Below are 22,563 nucleotides of genomic sequence, written 5' to 3'. Positions count from 1 at the left end.
GACGGGCCGGAGCGGGCCGCGACGGGGACGGCGAGGCGCCGGAGGCCCCCGAGCCGTACCCGGGCACCCTGGAGGAGGCCCGGCACGCGACGGCCGAGGCCCGCCGCTCGCTGCGCGGCTGCGCCTCCGACCTCTCGGCGGCGGAGGCCGCCGTACGCGAGGCCAGTGACGTGCTCGTACGGCACGCCAACTCCACGCGCTACGAGCAGGTACGCACCCCGGCCCGGCAGCAGATCCGCGAACTGCCGGCGGCGGCCCTGCCCGAGCACGCCGAACGGTGGGCGGCGGCCTTCGCACCCCGGCTGCGGGTGCTGACGGACGAACTCGCTCAGCTCGAACGCAACCGCGACTCCATCGTGGACCGGCTGCGCGGCCTGGTGGAGTCCGCGCTGACGACGCTGCGTTCGGCGCAGCGGCTCTCCCGGCTCCCCGAAGGGCTCGGGGAGTGGTCGGGACAGGAGTTCCTGCGCATCCGCTTCGAGGAGACGGACAGGACCACCCTCACCGAGCGGCTCGGCCAGGTCATCGACGACGCGACCCGCGCGGCCGTCAAGAAGAACTCGGACCTCCGCAGGGACGGCATGTCCCTGCTGCTGCGCGGTGTCCAGGCGGCCCTGGAGCCCCGGGGCATCGCCGTGGAGATCCTCAAGCCCGACGCCGTCCTGCGCGCGGAACGGGTCCCCGTCGGCCAGATGGGCGACGTGTTCTCCGGCGGCCAGCTCCTGACCGCCGCGATCGCCCTCTACTGCACGATGGCCGCCCTGCGCAGCAACGACCGGGGACGGGACAAGCACCGGCACGCCGGCACCCTCTTCCTCGACAACCCGATCGGCCGCGCCAACGCCACCTACCTGCTGGAGCTCCAGCGAGCGGTCTCGGACGCGCTGGGCGTCCAGCTCCTCTACACGACGGGCCTGTTCGACACCACGGCGCTCGCCGAATTCCCGCTGGTCATCCGGCTGCGCAACGACGCGGACCTGCGCGCCGGGCTCAAATACATCAGTGTGGAGGAGCATTTGCGCCCCGGTCTGCCCCAGCAGGACCCGGACGGCGAGAAGGTGCACGGCGAGATCACGGCGACCCGGATGTTCAAGCGCACGCCGGAACCCGCCGTCGAGTGACGGGATCGCCGGCGCGCGAGCGGTTGGAGATCAGACCGTCGGGAGCCCGGTCCGCAACCGGGCGGTGAAGAAGTCGACCGCCTCGGCGGCCACGCGGCGGCGGGTCTCCTCGCCGGCCGGGTTGTCGCCGAGGAAGTGGTAGTGCTCCACGTGTGGTCCCGCCGAACGGCCGCCGGCGGTGGGGACGGTGTCCAGGTACCGGAGCGCGTTCTCCTCCGGCGGTGTGTTCGTGTCGGCGCCGCCCCACCGGATTTCCACCGGCCGGTCGATCGCCGCGAGGCTCTCGGTGGTCAGCATCGCACCGTTCGCCGGGCACACCAGGAAGGCCGCCCGCACCCGGGAGTCCGACCGGTCATCGCCCGCGTCGGCGAGGGCCCGCTCCAACCGCTCGGCGGGGACGGACGTACGCAGGGCGTCCAGGAACCCCGGAAACTCCGGCAGTTCAGGAATCCTCACCCGGCCGTCCACGACAGCGCGCAGCACGGCGCGGTCGAGACGGGCTCCGAGCAGGGCCGCGCCCGTGTATCCGCCCGAGGAGAATCCGGCCGCCCCCACAGGGCCCAACGGTCGCTCGGAGGCCAGCACACTGAGCGCGAACGACAGGTCCCTGGGCCGTTCCCATTCGAAGGCGAAGCCCTGCGGGAGGTAGTCGTCCAGCGAGTTGTTGCCGTGGTGGTCCACAGCGAGCACCAGGAAACCGGCCGCCACGAGCGGCTCCGCCAGCCACGCCATCTGGCCGGCCGAACCGCCCGTACCGTGCGAGAGGAGCACGACCGGCGGCGCGTCGTCATGGGGCGCCGACGGGTGCCACAGAGAGGTCCGGACCGGACGCGGGCGCGCCTCGTCCCGATAGTCGCCGCGGCTCTCGTCGAGCAGGTCCCGTATCTCCGGTCGCGTCACAACAGCCACCCTGGTGAAGGCAGCGCGGTCGACCCGTTCGACGCGTTCGACCCGTTCAATCCCTGTGCGGTCACGCCTCGGACAGCCTGCTGGCGGCCGCCGTCGCGCCGCCCGTCACGCCCGTCGCGCCCTCCGTACGGACCGCACCCGCACCGGCAGCGGCGCCCGTACCCCACGCGGTGTCCGTGGCCGAACCCCGCCTCCGTATCCGGGATTCGTCCCGCGCCTCGCTCCTGATCTCACGCCGCGCCCGGCGCCGCTCCTTGCGCAACTGCCGCGCCGTACTGCTGGGAACGGACACCACACCGTGCCGCTGGTTCCACACCTGCCGGGTGACCCACACGTCCAGCACGCTCCAGGTCGCCACCACCGTGGAAGCCACGCTGCTGATGACCATCGGAAACGCCAGCCACGAGCCGGCGAGCGTGCTGAGGAAGGCAACCATGGCCTGAATCAGGGTCAGCGACATGATGATCACTGACCGTACGGCCACCTTCCTGACCGGATCGGGCATGCGATACCTGATCGCCGGCTCCTCGACCCACAGACGCCGGGACACTTCGGCGAACCTGTCCGCCGAACCCCTGCCACGCCGTTCATCCCTGTCCATGGACCCGTCACTCCCCACCGCTGTCCCGACCCAAGGGTGACTGCCCGCCCTGCGCCGCCTTACGCCGGCCCACCCTTGATCCCCACCCAGTTCCCCGCACACCACGATCTGTTCCCCGCACACTAGGACGAACAGCCCAGCGGGAAGATTCCTGGCAGAACCACCAATCGGCGGTTTCCGGCCAACTGCCCCCATCGGCCGTCCGGACGGGCCGATCGCTGTGTGTGAGGTGCCCGGAGCCATCTCGCCGAATACCAGGACAACTCATGATCAACGCGCCGACGGGCGGCCGAAAAAGATGCGGACGTGTCTTCGAGTTGCCTACGCGACAGTAGTAGGCTCGCGCCGTTTGTTGACGGAGATTCTCTCGCACCGGGCGGGGGACCTACCTGGGGGAGGCCATGGGCTTTCGCGGGAAATCCATCCGCCGGAAGATCGTGGCGCTGCTGCTCGTGCCGCTCGTCTCCCTGACGGCCCTCTGGGCCTTCTCCACCACGATCACCGGCAGTGAGGCACTCAGGCTTCTCGACGTGCACCGGGTGATCGACCAGATGACCGATCCGGTGGCGGAAACGATCAGCGATCTCCAGGCCGAGCGCCGCCAGACGCTCATCTACCTGGTCGACCCGCGCCCCGCCGACGCCCTGGCCACCCTGCGCGACCGCCGCGCCACCACCGACGAGGCCGTCGCACGGCTCAGGACAGCGGCCGACGACCCCGATGTGCGCGGATCGATGTCGACGGACATCCGGCAGCGGATGGACACGCTCACCGACGCGCTGAACGGCCTGCCCGCGCTGCGCGCTTCTGTGGATGAGAACTCCGTCCCCTCGACCAACCAGGCACTGAACCTCTACAACCGCGTCGTCGAACCCGGCCAGGACTTCCTGGAGACCGCGCAGGGCCAGGCCGACATCGACCTCGACAACAGGGGCCGCGCCCTCATCGGGCTCGACCGCGCCCAGGAGATGGTCTCCCGCGAGGATGCCCTCGTCGCCTCCTCGCTGCTTGCCGGGCAGATCACGTCCGAGGAGATCCGTACCCTCTCCGGGCTCGTCGCGAACCGCGAACTCCTCTACAACACCTACCTCGACGCGCTGCCCGTCGAGGGCCGCTCCCAGCTCCAGGACTACTGGCGCGGTCCCGACACCGAATCACTGCGCGACGCCGAGAACCGGCTGATAGCCGCCGGCCCCGTCAAGAACCCCCGGACGATCGACTCCGAACGCTGGCAGCAGATCGCCGACCCCGTCCTCAAGTACCTCGGCCACGGCAGCCAGATGGGCCACGGCCTCTTCTCGCAGCACGTCTCGCCCGACACCCGCTCCGTCCTCGTCCGGGTCGGAGTGGCCGGCATCCTCGGCTTCGTCGCCCTCCTCCTCTCCCTGATCGTGTCCGTACGCATCGCACGCGGCCTGATCCGCGACCTCTCGCAGCTCCGCAACGAGGCCCTGGAGGTCTCCGGCGTACGGCTGCCCGGCGTCATGCGCCGGCTCGCCGCGGGCGAGCAGGTCGACGTGGAGACCGAGGCGCCGACCCTCGACTACGCGCGGGACGAGGTCGGCCAGGTCGGCCAGGCCGTCAACACCCTCCAGCGCGCGGCCGTCGAAGCCGCCGTCAAACAGGCCGACCTGCGCCGCGGCGTCTCCGAGGTGTTCGTGAACCTCGCCCGCCGCAACCAGGTCCTGCTGCACCGTCAGCTCACGCTCCTCGACACCATGGAGCGCCGTACGGAGGACACCGACGAGCTGGCCGACCTCTTCCGCCTCGACCACCTCACCACGCGTATGCGACGCCACGCCGAAGGCCTGGTGATCCTCTCCGGAGCCGCCGCGTCCCGGCAGTGGCGCAAGCCGGTCCAGCTCATGGACGTGGTACGCGCCGCGGTCGCCGAGGTCGAGGCGTACGAGCGCGTGGAGGTGCGCAGGCTGCCGCGTATCGGCGTCGGCGGGCCCGCCGTCTCCGACCTCACCCACCTCATCGCCGAACTGCTCGAGAACGCCACGGTGTTCTCGCCGCCGCACACCGTCGTACAGGTGCACGGTGAGCGCGTCGCCAACGGCTTCACCCTGGAGATCCACGACCGCGGTCTCGGGATGGCCCCCGAAATGCTGCTCGACGCGAATCTCCGCCTCGCCGAGACACCCGAGTTCGAACTGTCCGACACCGACAGGCTCGGCCTCTTCGTGGTCAGCCGGCTCGCCCAGCGGCAGAACGTACGCGTCTCGCTCCAGCCCTCCCCGTACGGCGGCACCACAGCCGTTGTCTTCCTCCCCATCGCGCTGCTCACCGACGAGGCCCCCGAGACGCAGGGCACGGGCTTCCGGCTGGACCGCAAGAACAGTGGCGAGCGCGGCCGCGGCCGCGCCGAGGGAAGCGGCAGGCTCACCGCGCTCGCACAGGTCCCCACCGGCCTCGGCAGCGGCCCCTCCGTGCTGGAAGGACCGGTCGAGATCGAACCCGCCAGGGACATCCTCGGCAGGGACGGCGATACGGCCGACGGCGCGGGACGCAGGCAGCGGATGACCCGTGACGACGTACTCGAAGCCCGCGAGGACCGGCGCGAGTGGGCCGAGGGCAACGCCGGCGACCCGCGCACCGGCACCGGCGACGCGCACACCGGCACCGGCGACAGCGACCACCAGCACCGGCGCGCGGCCCCGGACCCGGAGTCCGAGCACCCCGGCGCCCCCGTACAGCTCCCGCGCCGCAAGCCGCCGACCCTGGTCACCGACCGGGGCCGGAGGGTCGACGACGGCGGTCAGGACCATGCCCGCCCGGCACCGGAAGCAGCCGCCGGCACCACCAGCACCCCCGGCAGCGCCGACGCCTCCCCGCCCCGCAGGCCGGCCCAGTCACAGGACGCGGACCTGGCCAACGAGGCAGCCGCCGCCCTGGGCGGGCTGCCGCGACGCGTCAGGCAGGCCAGCCTCGCCCCCCAGTTGAGGGGACCGGCCGACCGCGCCACCGAACCCACGCCCACCCCGCGCCACGACACGGAGCGGGACGCGGACGAAGTACGCAACAGAATGGCGTCGCTCCAGCGGGGCTGGCAGCGCGGACGGCAGCAGAACGACGCCGACGACGCCGCCCGCCCCGGCGAGACACACGGAACCACATCGGAGGGGGACGGTCGATGACCGCACCGAACGCCGCAGCACACAACTCCACCGAACCCAGCAGCCCCGGAGAGCTCAACTGGCTCCTCGACGAACTCGTCGACCGCGTCGCCAGCATCCGCAAGGCGCTGGTGCTCTCCGGCGACGGACTCGCCACCGGCGCCTCCAAGGACCTCACTCGCGAGGACAGTGAGCACCTGGCGGCCGTCGCCTCCGGATTCCACAGCCTCGCCAAGGGCGTCGGCCGGCACTTCGAGGCCGGACAGGTACGCCAGACCGTCGTCGAACTCGACGAGGCCTTCCTCTTCGTCACGGCGGCCGGCGACGGAAGCTGCCTGGCCGTCCTCTCCGACGCAGACTCCGACGTCGGCCAGGTCGCCTACGAGATGACCCTCATGGTCAAGCGGGTCGGAGCGCACCTCGCCACGGCGCCACGGACCGGTCAGCCCGCCGGAGGGTGAGTGGCACGACATGAGTGACGAAGATCAGGATCCGCAGCACTGGTTCGACGGCGAGGCCGGACCGGTGGTACGCCCGTACGCGATGACACGCGGACGCACCGGCAGCGCGTCCCGTCATCGGCTCGACCTGATCGCGGTCGTCATCCCCGAACCGGCGGCCGACGACCCCGGCCGTGACCAGACGCTCTCCCCGGAACACGTGGAGATCGTCGAACGCTGCATCGAAAGCCCCCAGTCCATCGCCGAACTCGCGGCCGGCCTGGACCTCCCCGTCGGGGTGGTCCGGGTGCTGGTCGGCGACCTCGTCGACGACGAGCTGGTTCACGTAACCCGTCCCGTTCCGCCGGCAGAACTGCCCGACGTGAACATTCTCCGCGAGGTGATCAATGGTCTTCGGGCGCTCTAGCCGCAGACAGCGCCCGGCCGATCCGGTGACGCTGAAAATCCTGGTGGCCGGCGGATTCGGAGTGGGAAAGACCACCCTGGTGGGCGCCGTCAGCGAGATCAAGCCGCTGCGCACCGAGGAGATGCTGAGCGAGGCGGGCCGGCCCGTCGACGACACCGACGGGGTCGAGCGCAAGACGACGACCACCGTCGCCATGGACTTCGGCAGGATCACCCTCCGCGAGGACCTGGTGCTGTACGTCTTCGGCACGCCGGGCCAGGACCGCTTCTGGTTCCTCTGGGACGAACTGGCCCAGGGCGCGCTGGGCGCGGTCGTCCTCGCCGACACCCGTCGCCTCGCCGACTCCTTCGCCGCCGTCGACTACTTCGAACGGCGCGGCATCCCGTTCTGTGTCGCCGTCAACTGCTTCGAGGGCGCGGACCGCTTCCCGGCGAACACCGTACGTTCGGCGCTCGACCTGGATCCGGAGGTCCCGCTGGTGATGTGCGACGCGCGCGAGCGGGAGTCCGTCAAGGAAGTCCTGGTGGCGGTCGTGGAACACGCGATGAACCGGGCGACGACCCAGCGCGAGCACGCGGCCACCTGACCGGCCGCGGTCCGGACCGGAGAACCGGGAGCGGCCCACCGGCGTCTGTGGGGAAGACGGACGGCCGGAGCTTACGGGGGTGGCCCCGGCCGTCCGTCTCCGCACGCGGCTCCGGGCGTCAGCGCCCGCTCTTCACGCGGCTCCAGGCGTCAGTGCCCGGCCACCGAGCGCCATGCGATCGGGAAGTCGAAGTAGGTGTCGGGGAATGTCTCCGGTGAATAGGTGAAGTGCCACCATTCCTCGGGCAGATTGGTGAATCCGACATCTGCCATCGTCTTCTTCAGGAATTGTCTGTTCTCGCGCTGGACGCCCTGGATACGGGGATCATCCGTGTGCGCGAGCGTGTCGAAACAGTCGAAGCCCGTCCCCATGTCCACCGAGTTGTCGGGGAAACGCTCGTCCTTCGGCCCGTAGCACGGAACGAGCTTCTGGCCCGGCCTGTACGGCGCGGTCGGCAGGGCCGGCAGCTTCACGATGGTGAGGTCCAGGGTGCTGCCCCTGCTGTGCCCGGACTTCTCCGCGATGTAACCGTCGGCGAAGAGCTGCGACTTGTCGACCCGGGGATAGAACTCGGCTTTCATCTTCTCGTCCTGGAGATCCTTCGCCCACCGTACGAAGTGGTCCACGGCGCGCTGCGGCCGGTAACAGTCGTACACCTTGAGGGAGTAGCCCTCCCGCAGCAGCGTGCGCTGGGCGCGTGCGAGCGCCAGAGCGGTGGGGCGGGTGACGATGCACAGCGGCTGCTGGTAGCCGTCCACCGGCTCGCCCATGAAGTCGTGCGGGGTGATGTAGCGCATCTCCTGGATGATGGTCGGCGCCACGGTCCGCAGGGCCACGAACTCCTGTGGTGCCTGGGGCTCGGTGCTGCTGTGCGCGGCGGGAGCCGTCGCCGCGACGGCGAGCAGCGCGGTGGCAGAAGCGGCGAGACCGCGCAGGAGAGATCCAAGTCTTGTCATGCGCACATCGTCACACCGGGCGCGGGCGCACGGGAAGAGCGATCCGGTACAGTCCGCGCGTGTCCGAGCCGAAGAAGTCGAACGATGAGATGAAGCCCAGCGGTCCCGGGAAGCTGACGCGGCATCCGGTCCCTCACTCGCACTGCGACAGTTGCGGGGCGCCCTACCCGGCGGACGCCGGCTGGCCCCGTACCTGCGCGGCCTGCGGCGCCACCGTCTACCTCAACCCGCTGCCGGTCGGAGTGGCCCTGGTGCCGGTGACGGACGACCTGGGCACCGCCCTCGTTGTCATCACCCGCACCATCGAACCCCAGCTCGGCGGCGTCGCCCTCCCCGGCGGCTTCATCGACCGGACCGAGGACTGGCGGCACGCCGTCGCCCGGGAACTGCGCGAGGAGACCGGCATCGAGGCCGACCCCGAGGACGTGCGGCTCGCCGACGTGCTCAGCGCACCCGACGGCCACCTGCTGCTCTTCGGCCTCCTGCCGGAACGCCACGCCCGGGACCTGCCGGCCTCCGTACCCACCGACGAGACGGAGGGCTGGCACCTGCTGCGCGCCCCGGCCGAACTGGCGTTCCCGCTGCACACCGAGGCGGTACGGTCCTGGTTCGCGGGCCGGTGCGCGAGCCACTAGCGGCCAGAACGTCATCAGTCAGGACCGGCACACCACTATTGCTTCAAGACAACGTTGTCATATATTGGCGGCGCTACCACCCCCCTCCGTTCGCACCCCCTTCCCCCGGCCCGGACTTTTCGATGGGACACCCGCAATGACCAATCCTCCGCACCACGCGCCACACCCCTCCAGACGATCAGTCGTCGCCGTCGGATCAACTCTGCTGGCCGGCTTCGGACTTGGCGCCGCCCTCCCGGGGACCAGCTACGCCGCAGCGCCCGGGAAGGCGCCCGCCGGACCGAAGGAACGGGGTGAACTGGCCTCCTACCGCCCGGTCGAGGTCTCCTCGACGGACTACGCCCCCACGCCGGGCGAGTTCGTCGTGGACAAGATCGTGTCGCCCGGCGTCAAGGGCACCGGATGGCGCGCCGCCGACGGCGATCCGCAGTGGATATCCGTGGACCTCCAGGCGGTGTGCCAGGTCACGTCCGTCCGGCTCACCTTCGAAGCCGCCGCCGGTGACCCGGTGTTCGTCCGGCCCGCCACCGGCAACTGGTCCGACGGAACCACCGGCAAGGAAAACCTGTCGAGTTACGCCGTCGACTTCGTCGTCGAGACCTCCCAGGACCGGCACGCGTGGACGAGTGTCCACCGCACGACTGCCGGAACCGGTGGCGTCGTGGACATCACGCTGGATCAGCCGGTCCAGGCCCGCTGGGTACGGATGACGTCCCGTAAGCGCTCCGACGCCAACCCCCTCGGGCTCAATGGCTTCGAGGTCTACGGGACCGCGCAGGGCCACCGGCCTTCCGCCACCGGCTGGACGGACTGGGGAACGCACCGGCACGAGGCTCCGGAGCTGGAGGTCGCCGCCGACGGCACGGTGCCGCTGGAGTCCGGCTGGACGCTGACCATGGACGACTGGGCGGGTGGCGAAGGCGCCGACCTGTCGAAGCCGTCCGTGGACACCAGCACCTGGCTGCCCGCGACCGTACCCGGCACGGTCCTCGCCTCGCTGGTCGACCAGGGCCACCTGCCGGACCCGGTCGCCGGCCTCAACAATCTGCACATCCCGGAGGCGCTGTCCCGCCACTCCTGGTGGTACAAGCGGGACTTCGGCCTGCCCAGGGGCCTGCGCACCGGCTCGGGGCGGCGCGTCTGGCTGGAGTTCGACGGCGTCAACCACGAGGCCGACATCTGGCTGAACGGCACGCGGGTCGGCGGGCTGACCTTCCCGTTCGCCCGCTCGGCCCACGACGTCACGCATCTACTGGCCGCGAAGGGCGATCAGGCGCTGGCAGTCAAGATCACGCCGATGCCCGTACCCGGCAGCCCCGGTGACAAGGGACCGGCCGGCGAGTCCTGGGTCGACGCCGGCGCCGGCCAGATGAACCTCAACTCACCCACGTACCTCGCCTCTTCGGGCTGGGACTGGATGCCCGCCGTCCGCGACCGGGTGGCCGGCATCTGGAACCACGTACGGTTGCGGTCCACCGGCCATGTGGTGATCGGCGACCCCCGGGTGGACACCCTGCTCCCGAAGCTGCCGGACACCTCGACCGCGGAACTGACCGTCGTCGTCCCGGTCCGCAACGCCGACTCCACCGACCACAAGGCGACGGTCTCCGCGTCGTTCGACGACGTACGCGTCTCGCAGACCGTCACCGTCCCGGCCGGCAAGACCATCGACGTCACCTTCACCTCCAGCGCCTTCAGCAAGCTGCGGCTGCGCAACCCCAAGCTGTGGTGGCCCAACGGCCTCGGCGACCCCGCCCTGCACGACCTCACCCTGGTCGCCTCGGTCGACGGCAAGGAGAGCGACCGGCGCGAGACCAGCTTCGGCATCCGCCAGTTCGGCTACGAGTCCAAGGTTCCGCTGCCCTTCGTCGACGGCGGCGACACGTACACGCAGTCGGTCGACGTCGGAGCCCAGCAGGCCCGGTACGTACGGATCAACTGCCGGACCCGCGCCACCGGCTGGGGCTCCTCGCTCTGGTCGGTGTCGGTCCTCGACAGCGCCCGGCCCGGCACCGACCTGGCCCTGCACGCCGCGGCCACCTCGTCCAGCGTGGACGAGGACGACCACGGCCCCGGCAACGCCACCGACGGCGACCCGGCCACCCGCTGGTCCTCCTCGGCCGCGGACGACCAGTGGCTCCGGATCGACCTGGGCTCCGCCCAGTCGTTCGACCAGGTCGACCTGGTGTGGGAGCAGGCCTACGCGCAGACGTACGTCGTGCAGGTGTCCGCCGACGGCTCCGCCTGGACCGACGCCAAGGCGGTCGACAACACCGCCGTGCCGCTGCCGTTCAACGGCGGCGACGCCAGCCTGCGGACCGAGGACTTCACCGCGCGTACCGCCCGCTACGTACGGATCAGTTGCGGCCTACGGAACACCACGTGGGGCAACTCGCTGTGGTCGCTGTCCGTGGTCGACAGCTCCAAGCCGGGCACCGACCTCGCGCTGCACCAGCCTGCCTCGGCCTCGACCGAGGACGCCTCCAACACGGCCGCCAACGCCACCGACGGCAACCCCAACACCCGCTGGTCCTCGGAGTACGCGGACAACCAGTGGATCCAGGTCGACCTGGGCTCCTCGCTCACGGTCGACCGGGTGGCCGTCGTCTGGGAGCAGGCCTACCCCAAGACGTACGTCATCCAGGTCTCCGAGGACGGCAAGACGTGGACCGACGTGGCGTCCGTGGACAACACGCCGGAGCCGCTGAAGATCAGCGTGAACGGGGTACGGGTCCTCGCCCGCGGCGGCAACTGGGGCTGGGACGAACTCCTGCGCCGGATGCCGGCCGAGCGCATGGACGCCGCCGTACGGATGCACCGCGACATGAACTTCACGATGATCCGCAACTGGGTCGGCTCCAGCAACCGCGAGGAGTTCTTCGCCAAGTGCGACGAGCACGGCATCCTCGTCTGGAACGACTTCCCGAACGCCTGGGGCATGGACCCGCCGGACCACGACGCGTTCAACTCCATCGCGCGCGACACCGTGCTGCGCTACCGCATCCACCCCAGCGTCGTCCTGTGGTGCGGCGCCAACGAGGGCAACCCGCCGGCCGCCATCGACAACGGCATGCGTGACGCCGTCGAGTCAGGGGCCCCCGGCATCCTCTACCAGAACAACTCCGCCGGCGGGATCATCAACGGCGGCGGCCCCTACAACTGGATCGAGCCGGAGAAGTACTACGACCCCTCGTCCTACGGCAGCCACAGCTTCGGCTTCCACACCGAGATCGGCATGCCGGTGGTCTCCACCGCCGAGAGCGTCCGCGCCATGGTCGGGGACGAGCCGGAGTGGCCGATCGGCGGCGCCTGGCTCTACCACGACTGGAGCGAACACGGGAACCAGGCACCGCAGAACTACAAGGCCGCCATCGAGGCACGACTCGACACCGCCGGGGGTGTCGACGACTTCGCACGCAAGGCGCAGTTCGTCAACTACGAGAACACCCGCGCGATGTTCGAGGCCTGGAACGCCAACCTGTGGAACGACGCCAGCGGCCTCATGCTGTGGATGTCCCACCCGGCCTGGCACAGCACGGTGTGGCAGACCTACGACTACGACTTCGACGTCAACGGCACCTACTACGGCGCCCGCGCGGCCTGCGAACCGCTGCACGTCCAGGCCGACCCGGTCAAGTGGCAGGTCCTCGCGGTCAACCACACGGCTGAGGCTCTCAAGGGCGCCACGGTCACGGCCCGGATGTACGACCTGAAGGGCCGGCAGCTCGCTCCCGCACGGACCTCCAGGATCGACGTGGCGTCCTCCGCCACGACGAAGACATTCACCGCAGGCTGGACGGACGACCTGCCCGACCTGCACCTCCTCCTGCTGACACTGGAGGACCACAACGGCAGGTCGCTGTCCCGGAACACCTACTGGCGCTACCGCACACCGGCTGCCATGACCGCGCTCAACAAGGCAGGGCAGGTCAAGCTCTCGGCCACGCTGGGACACCTCACCCGCTCCGGCAGCCGGCGCGAACTGACCGCCACGGTCCGCAACCGCGGCACAGCCGTCGCCGCGATGGTCAGGCTCTCCCTGCGGGACGAGAAGAGCGGCGAGCGCGTCCTGCCGACTCTCTACAGCGACAACTACCTGTGGCTGCTGCCCGGTGAGTCGCGGACGGTCACGCTCTCCTGGCCCGCCGAGGCCCTCACCTCCAACCGCCCCGCACTGCGTGTCGAGGGGTACAACAGCCCGTCCCTGACGGCCCGCTCATAACACCAGGTGACCGGTGGCCACGGGGTTCGTCCCCGGTGCCACCGGTCACCCCGGAGCACGCCCGGCGCCTCAGCTCAGCGCCCGGCGCCTCAGCTCAGCGCCCGGCGCCTCAGCTCAGCGCCCGGCGCCCCGCACCCGTACCGGCCACTCCGGCTCGACCGCACCCCGGTCCGTCACCCGCTCCACCCGTACCTCGCCGTCCACCAGCCGCGACGTGTACCGCTCGACCTCGGCCGGCTCCCAGCCGTCCCCGGGATCCCTGACCACCAGCCCCCCGCCCGTACGCCCCGGCATCGGCGCCCACGCCTCCAGTTCAGGGCCGCCGTCCTCGCCCCGTACGGGAAACACCGCGCCCGCACGCGCCAGCACCGGGATCCGTGACAGCGGTGCGTCCAGCAGCACCTGGCAGGGCCCCTCGTACGGCTGCTCGGTGACCGTGTCGTACCACCGCCCGCGCGGCAGCCGCACCGCCCTGCGGTCCGTACCTGGCACCAGCACCGGCGCCACCAGCAGCGCGTCACCGAGCAGGAAGGCGTCCTCGCAGTCGCGCAGCGCCCGGTCCTCCGGCGCGCCCCACCACAGCGGCCGCGCGTACGGCGCGCCCGTCAGCCTGGCGAGCTGCGCGAGCGTCACGAAGTACGGCCGCAGCCGCTCCCGCCCCGCCAGGGCCGACCGCGCGTGTTCGAGCGTCTCGGGGCCGAACTCCCACGGCTCCCTGCGGCCCGCGTCGATCGCCGCGTGCGTACGGAACAGCGGCAGATACGCGCCGAGCTGATACCAGCGCAGATACAGCTCGGGCGACGGACAGCCGTCGAAACCGCCCACGTCAGGACCCGAGTACGGCACCCCGCACAGACCGAGCCCCAGCACCAGCGCCAGCGACGCCCGCAGCCCCGGCCAGCTCGTCGCCACGTCGCCCGACCAGGTCCCGCCGTACCGCTGCATCCCCGCCCAGCCGGAGCGGGAGAAGAGGAAGGGCCGCTCGTCGGGCCGCAGCCGGCGCAGCCCCTCGAAACCGGCCCGCGCCATCGCGAGACCGTACACGTTGTGGGCCTCGCGATGATCCCCGCCGCGACCCTCCAGGCGGTGCCTCGACGAACGGGGCAGCGTCCGGTCCGTGTGGTCGCCGAACGGCGCGAAGGCCACCGGCTCGTTCATGTCGTGCCATATCCCGGAGAAACCCTGGGCGAGCCGCTCCTCGTACAGACCGCCCCACCACTCCCGTACGTCCGGAGCGGTGAAATCCGGGTAGACGCAGTCGCCGGGCCACACCACGCCCCGCACCTCCTGCCCCCGCGGATCCCGTACGAAGGCGTCGGCCGCGCGCCCGCTGTCGTACACCGCGTTCCCCAGCTCCGCCTTCACCGCCGGATCGACGATCGAGACCAGCCTGGTCCCTTCGGCCCGCAACTCGGCCGCGAGCCCCGGCAGATCGGGGAACCGGTCCCGGTCCACGGTGAAGACCTGGTGCGCCTCGTAGTGGTCGATGTCGAGGTGGATCGCCGACAGCGGCAGGCCCCGCTCCCGGTACCCGGCGACGATCCGCCGCACCTCGCGCTCGGAGTCGAACCCCCACCGCGCGTGCTGCGGCCCCAGCGCCCAGGCCGGCGGCGGCGTCGGCGCGCCGGTCAGCGCGGTCCAGCCGTGCAGCACCCGCGCCGGAGTTCCGACCACCACCCAGCAGCGCAGCGGACCGCCGTCCATCCGCAGCTCGCTCGTGCCCGGCCGGTCGTGCCCCGACCCCGCGCCCTCCTCGCCCTCCCTGAGCGTCACCCGGCCGTCCCAGGAGTTGTCGTGGAAGACGAGATGCGTCCCCGCGTCCGCCACCACGAGCTGCACCGGCATCGTCAGATACAGCGGATCGTCGCCAGGCCCGAAACCGCCACCGGGGTCGGTGTTCCACAGCCGGTACGTGCCGTCCCGCAGCCGGGGCCCCGAGGCCCGCCCGCCCAGGCCGAAGAACCGTGCGTCCGCGGGCACCTCGCTGCGCTGCACCCAGCGGGCTGTTCCCCCCGAGACCGGCTCCCACCAGCGCGGCGGGTGCTCCTTGCGCAGCACGACGCCGCCCGGCGTACGCACCTCGACCCCGCCATGGCGCGAGACGGCGACCGTGACCCGCTCGGACACCACCCGCCAGCCACCGTCCTTGTCGGGCTCCAGCTCGGCGCGCGGATCCGGCTCGGGAGGCGCGTCGGCCAGCGCGTACGAGGGGAGCGGGCGCGCGTCGTCCCACCCCCAGAACACCGCGCCGTTCACCGTCACGCACACATGCAGCCGCGCCCGCGTGAACCGTACGGTGCCACCGCCCGGCAACGGCTCGGCCCCGGTCAGCGGACCGGGCACCCTGGCCCGCTCAGGACCGCGCCGTGCCAGCTCCCGCGCCTCCGTGCGCCGCTGCCGCAGGACCGACCGGGCGGCGCGGAGCCCGCTCACCGACCCGAGCACTTTCATCGAACGCACCAGCTCACGACCGTCCATGATGATCAGCTTGCCATCCGGCGAGGGGCGCGAGGGCTCCGTTCAACTCCCGTTCACCTGGGCGTGGGCCACATGTACGCCGCGGCCGTACCACGGACGTTGTCGGCGGTCCCGCCACACCTCACCGCCGCCGCGCCGCGCCTCCGCCGGCGAGCTCTGGTGCGAAGGACGATCACATGGCATCGTCCCTGTCAGCCGCGTCACGCGCACACCCCCGCGCGTGCGCGCACCGTACGCACACCACGCGTCCGAACCAGCCCGGGAGCCGCCCCATGACCGCACCAGCCAGCCCAGCCCCGCTCTGGCAGCCGGACCCGGAACGCATCGCCTCCGCCCAGGTCACCCGCTTCCAGGCATGGGCGGCCGAGCGCTACGGCGCACCGGCTGAGGGCGGGTACGCGGCGCTGCACCGCTGGTCGGTCGACGAGCTCGAAACGTTCTGGACCGCCGTCGCGGACTGGTTCGGCGTCCGCTTCTCCACCCCGTACGAGCGCGTACTCGGCGACCGCGCCATGCCCGGCGCCCGGTGGTTCCCCGGCGCCACCCTCAACTACGCCGAACACGCGCTGCGCACCGCCGAGGACCCGGCCCGCGCGCAGGACCCGGCGCTGCTGTACGTCGACGAGACACACGAGCCGGTCCCGGTGAGCTGGTCCGAGCTGCGCCGCCAGGTCGGCTCACTCGCCGCGGAACTGCGCGCCCTCGGCGTACGCCCCGGAGACCGCGTCAGCGGCTACCTCCCCAACGTCCCCCAGACCGTCACCGCACTGCTCGCCACGGCGGCCGTCGGAGCCGTCTGGACCTCCTGCGCCCCCGACTTCGGCGCCCGCAGCGTCCTCGACCGCTTCCAGCAGGTCGAACCCGTCGTGCTGTTCACCGTCGACGGCTACCGCTACGGCGGCAAGGAGCACGACCGTACGGAGACCGTCGCCGAACTGCGCCGCGAACTGCCCACCCTGCGCGCCGTCGTCCACATCCCGCTCCTCGGCACCCCGGCACCCGAAGGAACGCTGGCCTGGTCGGACCTGACCGGCGCCGACACCGAACCGGTCTTCGAACAGGTCCCCTTCGACCACCCGCTGTGGGTCCTCTACTCCTCCGGCACCACCGGCCTGCCCAAAGCCATCGTCCAGTCCCAGGGCGGCATCCTGGTCGAGCACTTCAAACAGCTCGGCCTCCAGTGCGACCTGGGGCCGGAGGACCGGTTCTTCTGGTACACCTCCACCGGCTGGATGATGTGGAACTTCCTGGTGAGCGGCCTCCTCACCGGCACCACGATCGTCCTGTACGACGGCAGCCCGGGCTTCCCCGCCGTCGACGCGCAGTGGGGCGTCGCGGAACGGACCGGCGCCACCCTCTTCGGCACCTCGGCCGCGTACGTCATGGCCTGCCGCAAAGCAGGCGCGCACCCGGCGCGCGACCACGACCTCTCCCGCCTCACCTGCGTCGCCACCACCGGCTCACCCCTGCCGCCCGACGGGTTCCGCTGGCTCCACGACGAGGTGGCCGCAGACCTGTGGATCGCCTCCGTCAGCGGGGGGACCGACGTCTGCAGTTGCTTCGCCGGAGCGGTCCCCACCCTCCCCGTCCACATCGGCGAACTCCAGGCCGCCTGCCTCGGCACCGACCTCCAGGCCTGGGACGCACACGGCAGCCCCGTCACCGACGAGGTCGGCGAACTGATCGTCACCAATCCCATGCCGTCCATGCCGACCCGCTTCTGGAACGACCCCGACGGCAGCCGCTACCGCGAGAGTTACTTCGAGATGTTCCCCGGCGTCTGGCGCCACGGAGACTGGATCACCCTCACCGGCCGGGGATCCGTCGTCATCCACGGCCGCTCCGACTCCACCCTGAACCGCCAGGGCGTACGGATGGGCTCCGCCGACATCTACGAGGCCGTCGAACGGCTCCCCGAGATCCGCGAATCCCTCGTCGTCGGCCTGGAGGAACCGGACGGCGGCTACTGGATGCCCCTCTTCGTCCACCTCGTCGAAGGCGCCGTCCTCGACGAGGCGCTGCGCGCACGCATCACCCGCACGATCCGCTCCGAACTCTCCCCGCGCCACGTCCCCGACGACATCATCGAGATCCCCGCCGTCCCGCACACCCTCACCGGCAAACGCATCGAGGTCCCGGTCAAGCGCCTGCTCCAGGGCGCCGCGCTCGACCAGGCGGTCAACACCGGCTCCGTCGACCGCCCTGAGCTGCTGCGCTTCTACGAGGACCTCGCCCGCGACCGCCGCTGACCTGGGGCCTCTCGTTTGGATCAGGCCGGGTCAGGGAGCGGGGTCTGATCAGAAAGGCCCTGGCGTCGCCCGTTCGGGGTATACGCCGCTGGGGATCACCGAGTGGCGAGGCGGGGGACGAGATGGGGACAGCGGTCCATGTTCCGCAGACGCGGGACATGATCGGTGACGAGCTTTCCGGCGACGAGGCGTGGGCGGCGCTACGCCGCTACGGCGGCCGCAAGCTGCTCGTCGACGCCTTTCTGCGGTTCCGTTACGCGGACGGCTTCAGCAACGCACGCGCGCTGGCCTTCCAGATCGTCCTGGCGCTCGTGCCGTTCACCATCGCGCTGGTCGGGGTCGCCACCACCGTGCACACCGAGAGCGTCGGCCGGGTCGTGGAGCTGACGCTCGGCCGGATCGCGCCGGGACCCAGTGCCGAACTCGTACGGGACTCACTCGACCGGTCGCGGCGCGGCGCGGGCGCCGGAATCGGCGCCGCCATCGCCGTCTGGCTCGGCCTCGGCTTCGCCACCGTCAATCTCGCCGCCGCCATGTCCCAGATCGAGCGTGGCGCCAACCGTATCTACGGCATCGAGCGCGACCGGCCCTTCGTGCTCAAGTACGGCAGAGCGCTGCTGCTCGTCGTCATCGCCGGACTCCCGCTGATCGCGGGGTTCCTGGTGCTGGTCGGCGGTGAGGCGGTGGGCAGCGCCATGGACGAGACCTTCGGCTGGGGACAGGGGCTGCGCGACGTCTGGGACTGGCTGCGGATCCCGGTCGGGGTGCTGCTGACCTGGGTGGCGTCGGCGGCCCTGTTCCGCTGGGCGCCCCGCCGGGACCAGCCGGGCTACACCTGGCTCGCCTTCGGCTCGGCCGTCCATCTGGTGCTGTGGGTGGCGGCGACCTGGCTGCTCGGCCTGTACGTCGACCGCAGCGGCTCCTTCGGCACGGTCTACGGGCCCCTGACGGCCTTCGTCGCGCTGCTGTTGTGGGCGAACCTCGCCGCCATCGCCCTCCTCCTCGGCGTGGCCTTCGCCGCCCAGTTGGAGGCCGCGCGCGCCGGGCTGCGCGACGCGGTACGGCCCGATCCGGGTCCAGGCTAGGCGCGACACCGGGGCACGCGAGCCCGGCAAGATCCAAACGACAGGCCCTCGCCCGCGACCGCCGCCGACCCCGTTGTCAGACCCCCCGATTACGCTGAGTGAGCATTGATCGACAGCGCTCAGGGGGAGCCATGGCGCACACCGACCACAGCAACCGGACCACCGAGGCGATGCGGCGCCGACTGCGCCGCGAAGTCCCCAGCACCGTGGGCCTGCTGGCCGACCAGCAGGACTTCACCGCCATGCGGAAGTACCGCACCTTCACCTTCGACGACCACGAAAGCTATCTGCGGCAGCTCGAAGAAATCCTGAAATCCCTCGCGACGGAAGCGGCACACACCGGCGTTGTCCTCTTCGACCCGGCGGAATTCGCCGAGTTCTGCGCGGACACGGGGCTCGACCCCGACTCGCCCGCCAGCAGGGGCCTGTTCACCGCGACGATCGCCGCCGGCGGCGCCGTCGTCGCCTACACCGGCCAGCCCATCGAGACCCTGCTGCCGCTCGTCATCGACACCACGGTCCGCAGAGCCACCTGGGAGTACGCGACGTCACTCCTCGCGGACTTCGGGGAGTGCGCCGACTGCGGACAGGACATCGGACGCGCCGCCTTCGAGCGCGCCTCCCTCATCCTGCTGCGCCTGCTCGAAGCGGCGGGACCCGGCACCCACCACGTCGTGTGCAGCGTCCCCGCCGCGCACGAACACCTGCTGGCCGCGCTGCACACCGAGTGCCCGGAGGGCGCCCCGGCCTGGCCCGACTCGTCGGAGGGCGCCGAGTTCGTGACCGTGCTCGCCGTGGGCATCGCGCTGGAGAGCGCCGGGGGAGTGGTGCTCCGTACGACAGCGCCGGACACGCCCGACCGACTGCACGGCTGGCGCCTCGACCACGGACGCCTCATCCCGCTCACGGGGGGGGTCTTCAGCGCCTACTGCACCGACGCGGACACCGGGGAGCCGCTCGCCCCTGAGTCCGGTGTGGACTACAGCGCCGGCTTCGACCTCGGCCTCGACGACACCGGCCCGCACCACTGACCCACGCGAGAAGGCGCCTCCCGCCGGAATACGGCGGAAGGCGCCCTCGCAGCCGTCATGCCTGCGTCACGCGCCGTCCAACGCGGCCCGCGCCGCGCTCCTGGCACCCTCGGCGGTGTCCGCGGCGCGCGCCGCGGACGCGGCACGCTCACACTGCGCGAGCGTGTACTTCGCCAACTCGGCCCGGACATAGGGAATCGACGCCGCGCCCATGGACAGGGAGGTGACACCGAGCCCGGTGAGCACACACGCGAGCAGCGGATCGGCCGCCGCCTCGCCGCACACACCACAGCTCTTGCCCTCGGCCTTCGCGCCGTCGGCCGACATCGCCACCAGATCCAGCAGCGCCGGCTGCCACGGGTCCTGGAGCCGGGAGAGCGCACCCACCTGCCGGTCGGCGGCGAAGGTGTACTGGGCGAGGTCGTTGGTCCCCAGCGAGAGGAACTCGACCTCCTGAAGAATCGAGCGTGCCCGCAGGGAAGCGGAGGGAATCTCCACCATCGCGCCGAACTTCGCGTCGAGCCCGGCCTCACGGCAGGCATCGGCGAAGGCCTTCGCATCCGTACGGTCGGCCACCATCGGGGCCATGACCGACAGGTAGCCGGGCAGCCCGTGCGCGGCCTTCGACAGCGCCGTCAGTTGCGTCCGCAGTACGTTGGGGTGGTCGAGCAGACTCCGCAGCCCCCGCACACCGAGCGCCGGGTTCGGCTCGTCGGCCGGCGTCAGGAACTCCAGCGGCTTGTCGGCGCCGGCATCAAGCACCCGCACCACGACCCGGCCCTCGGGGAAGGCTTCGAGCACCGTCCGGTAGGCCTCGATCTGCTTCTCCTCGGACGGCGCCTGCTGGCTGTCGTCCAGGAACAGGAACTCGGTACGGAACAGCCCCACACCCTCGGCCCCGGCCGCGAGCGCCGCGGGCACATCGGCCGGTCCGCCGATATTGGCGAGCAGCGGCACCTTGTGCCCGTCGGAGGTCGCACCGGGGCCGGAGGAACCGGACAGCGCCGCCTCACGGGCGGCGGCGGCCTGTTCGAGCTGCGCGCGCCGCTCGGCGCTCGGCTCGACGAAGATCTCGCCGGAACCGCCGTCGACCGCGATCACGGTCCCCTCGGCCAGCTCGCTCACACCGGGCAGCGCCACCACGGCGGGTACCCCGAGCGCACGCGCCAGGATCGCGCTGTGACTCGTCGGGCCACCCTCCTCGGTCACAAATCCGAGCACCAGGGCCGGATCCAGCAGTGCCGTGTCGGCGGGCGCGAGATCGCGTGCGATCAGTACGTACGGCGCTTCACTGTCCGGCACACCCGGCATCGGCACACCCAGCAGCCGGGCGACGATCCGGTTCCGTACGTCGTCCAGGTCGGCGACCCGTCCCGCCATGTACTCGCCGGCACTGGCCAGCAGCGTCCGGTAGGAGGCGAACGCGTCGTACACCCCGCGCTCCGCCGTGCTCCCGACATCGATGCGGCGCTCGACGTCGGACATCAGCTCGGGGTCCTGCGCCATCATCGCCTGCGCCTCGAGCACCGCCTGTGCCTCGCCGCCGGCCAGAGTGCCGCGCGCCATCAGGTCGGCCGAGACCGCCTCGACGGCCTGCCGGGCGCGAGCCTGCTCACGCTCGGCCTCTTCCTCCGGGATCTGCTTGGACGGCGGTTCGAGCACCGGGGTCCCCATGTGCCGGACCTCGCCGATCGCCACCCCGTGGCTGACGCCGACGCCTCGCAGCGTTGTCTCCATTTCACCGTCTCCCATTGTGCGGCGGCCTGGCCGTCGCGCTGGTTGTGCGTGCCTCGATCGCCAGTCCCCGCGGCCGGCGTCACTGCCAGTCGAAGAGGGCGTCCCCGGTCTTCACTTCGCCGTCCTCACGGACGTCCGACAAGGCGTCGGCCGTGGCTTCCAGCGCCACCACGGGACATACGGGCGACTTGCCCGCCGTCTCGACGGCCGAGGGGTCCCAGCGCACGATGGCCTGACCGCGCCGGACGGTGTCCCCCTTGTTCACAAGAAGGTCGAACCCGGCGCCGTTGAGCTGCACGGTGTCGATACCGAGATGCGTCAGCACACCGTGTCCGTCGGCGTCGACGACGACAAAGGCGTGCGGATGAAGGGAGACGACGATGCCGTCGACCGAGGAGACGGCCTCCGTGGGTTCCCGTACGGGATCGATGGCAGTGCCGGGCCCGACCATCGCGCCGGAGAACACCGGATCGGGTACAGCGGCAAGTCCGATGACACGTCCGGGGCAAGGAGCGGTCACGAGGGTCATGGGGGAGCCTCCCAGGGGGCGGAGATTCGTGAGCCACCGTCACTACCTGTGATGGGACGGCGTGCTGCTCAGAGGGTAAGTCATAAGAAGTGACGGTTCTGCGTGAGAGCTGCCAGTTGGGGGCCCCGAGGGGCACCGGAAACGATTTGCCTGGCCCTGTCGGCGACCTGTAGTGTCGTACTCCTGCCTGACCCCAACGCGACTCTGAGTCGGGGGTCGGCGGCATCTGACAAGCCTCGATCCTAACTCGACTGCTGGTTCCGCATGTTTGCGGGGCGGTGGTCAGGGAAGACGAAAAGGCCTGCTAGAGTTTGAAACACGAAATGCCGAAGGGAAGCGCCCGGAGGGGCCTGAGAGGGTACCGAAGGAAGCGTCCGTTCCTTGAGAACTCAACAGTGTGCCAAAAGTCAACGCCAGATATGTTGATACCCCGACCTA

At 71.1% G+C, this 22,563-nt stretch carries 15 protein-coding genes and 1 pseudogene; 10 read left to right on the top strand and 6 right to left on the bottom strand.

Going from position 1 to position 22,563, the window contains the following annotated elements:
- Positions 1-1,121: pseudogene (locus QR77_RS04810) on the top strand (hypothetical protein); the annotation flags it as partial.
- Positions 1,122-1,151: 30 nt separating this feature from the next.
- On the opposite strand, the gene QR77_RS04805 reads toward QR77_RS04810, so the two are convergent.
- Positions 1,152-2,021 (bottom strand): alpha/beta hydrolase, encoded by an 870-nt coding sequence (locus tag QR77_RS04805; RefSeq protein WP_107068894.1) that lies wholly within the window; start codon positions 2,019-2,021, stop codon positions 1,152-1,154.
- Positions 2,022-2,091: 70 nt separating this feature from the next.
- Complete coding sequence (locus tag QR77_RS04800) at positions 2,092-2,535, bottom strand: hypothetical protein (protein WP_236711055.1); 444 nt, start codon at positions 2,533-2,535, stop codon at positions 2,092-2,094.
- 497 nt (positions 2,536-3,032) lie between these two features.
- On the opposite strand from QR77_RS04800, the gene QR77_RS04795 reads away from it, so the two are divergent.
- The 4 genes from QR77_RS04795 to QR77_RS04780 are packed head-to-tail and all read left to right on the top strand — an operon-like array spanning position 3,033 to position 7,203.
- A complete protein-coding gene (locus QR77_RS04795) occupies positions 3,033-5,771 on the top strand; it encodes a nitrate- and nitrite sensing domain-containing protein (protein WP_040019823.1) in 2,739 nt (912 codons plus the stop codon).
- Positions 5,768-6,211 carry a roadblock/LC7 domain-containing protein gene (locus tag QR77_RS04790; RefSeq protein WP_040019822.1) on the top strand — a complete coding sequence of 148 codons (444 nt, stop codon included), beginning with the start codon at positions 5,768-5,770 and terminating at the stop codon, positions 6,209-6,211. The genes QR77_RS04795 and QR77_RS04790 overlap by 4 nt, the downstream gene beginning before the upstream one ends.
- A 10-nt stretch (positions 6,212-6,221) precedes the next feature.
- Positions 6,222-6,617 carry a DUF742 domain-containing protein gene (locus QR77_RS04785; protein ID WP_040019820.1) on the top strand — a complete coding sequence of 132 codons (396 nt, stop codon included), beginning with the start codon at positions 6,222-6,224 and terminating at the stop codon, positions 6,615-6,617.
- Entirely contained in the window at positions 6,598-7,203 is a 606-nt protein-coding gene (locus tag QR77_RS04780; protein WP_040019819.1) for an ATP/GTP-binding protein, read from the top strand. The genes QR77_RS04785 and QR77_RS04780 overlap by 20 nt, the downstream gene beginning before the upstream one ends.
- 149 nt (positions 7,204-7,352) lie before the next feature.
- On the opposite strand, the gene QR77_RS04775 is transcribed toward QR77_RS04780, so the two are convergent.
- A complete protein-coding gene (locus QR77_RS04775) occupies positions 7,353-8,159 on the bottom strand; it encodes a M15 family metallopeptidase (protein ID WP_040019818.1) in 807 nt (268 codons plus the stop codon).
- A gap of 89 nt (positions 8,160-8,248) precedes the next feature.
- Between QR77_RS04775 and QR77_RS04770 the strand changes: the two genes are divergently transcribed.
- The gene (locus QR77_RS04770; protein ID WP_040027328.1) at positions 8,249-8,794 is read left to right on the top strand and encodes an NUDIX domain-containing protein; all 546 of its coding nucleotides are present in this window, start codon (positions 8,249-8,251) and stop codon (positions 8,792-8,794) included.
- Positions 8,795-8,930: 136 nt separating this feature from the next.
- Complete coding sequence (locus QR77_RS04765) at positions 8,931-13,016, top strand: discoidin domain-containing protein (RefSeq protein WP_040019817.1); 4,086 nt, start codon at positions 8,931-8,933, stop codon at positions 13,014-13,016.
- A gap of 114 nt (positions 13,017-13,130) precedes the next feature.
- Here the strand turns inward: QR77_RS04765 and QR77_RS04760 are convergent, their stop codons facing one another.
- The gene (locus QR77_RS04760) at positions 13,131-15,494 is read right to left on the bottom strand and encodes a TIM-barrel domain-containing protein (protein WP_040019815.1); all 2,364 of its coding nucleotides are present in this window, start codon (positions 15,492-15,494) and stop codon (positions 13,131-13,133) included.
- A gap of 272 nt (positions 15,495-15,766) precedes the next feature.
- Between QR77_RS04760 and QR77_RS04755 the strand changes: the two genes are divergently transcribed.
- From QR77_RS04755 to QR77_RS04745, 3 genes are all read left to right on the top strand, one after another.
- Positions 15,767-17,743 (top strand): acetoacetate--CoA ligase, encoded by a 1,977-nt coding sequence (locus QR77_RS04755; protein ID WP_040019814.1) that lies wholly within the window; start codon positions 15,767-15,769, stop codon positions 17,741-17,743.
- Positions 17,744-17,865: 122 nt separating this feature from the next.
- Positions 17,866-18,828 (top strand): YihY/virulence factor BrkB family protein, encoded by a 963-nt coding sequence (locus QR77_RS04750; protein WP_040019812.1) that lies wholly within the window; start codon positions 17,866-17,868, stop codon positions 18,826-18,828.
- Positions 18,829-18,959: 131 nt separating this feature from the next.
- Positions 18,960-19,859: a hypothetical protein gene (locus tag QR77_RS04745; protein ID WP_040019811.1), complete on the top strand. Its 900-nt coding sequence runs from the start codon at positions 18,960-18,962 to the stop codon at positions 19,857-19,859.
- A 66-nt stretch (positions 19,860-19,925) separates the two neighbouring features.
- Here QR77_RS04745 and ptsP read toward each other — a convergent pair whose 3' ends face one another.
- On the bottom strand, positions 19,926-21,596 hold the full coding sequence (ptsP, locus tag QR77_RS04740; RefSeq protein WP_040019810.1) for a phosphoenolpyruvate--protein phosphotransferase: 1,671 nt from the start codon (positions 21,594-21,596) through the stop codon (positions 19,926-19,928).
- A gap of 79 nt (positions 21,597-21,675) precedes the next feature.
- Positions 21,676-22,125 (bottom strand): PTS glucose transporter subunit IIA, encoded by a 450-nt coding sequence (locus tag QR77_RS04735; protein ID WP_040019809.1) that lies wholly within the window; start codon positions 22,123-22,125, stop codon positions 21,676-21,678.
- Between the last annotated feature and the right edge of the window lie 438 nt (positions 22,126-22,563).

The organism is Streptomyces sp. 150FB, assembly GCF_000818195.1.
In the GTDB taxonomy this organism is placed as follows: Bacteria; Actinomycetota; Actinomycetes; order Streptomycetales; family Streptomycetaceae; genus Streptomyces.
The sequence above is the reverse complement of the archived record's forward strand: the minus strand, read 5'-3'. Positions and strand labels throughout refer to the sequence as shown.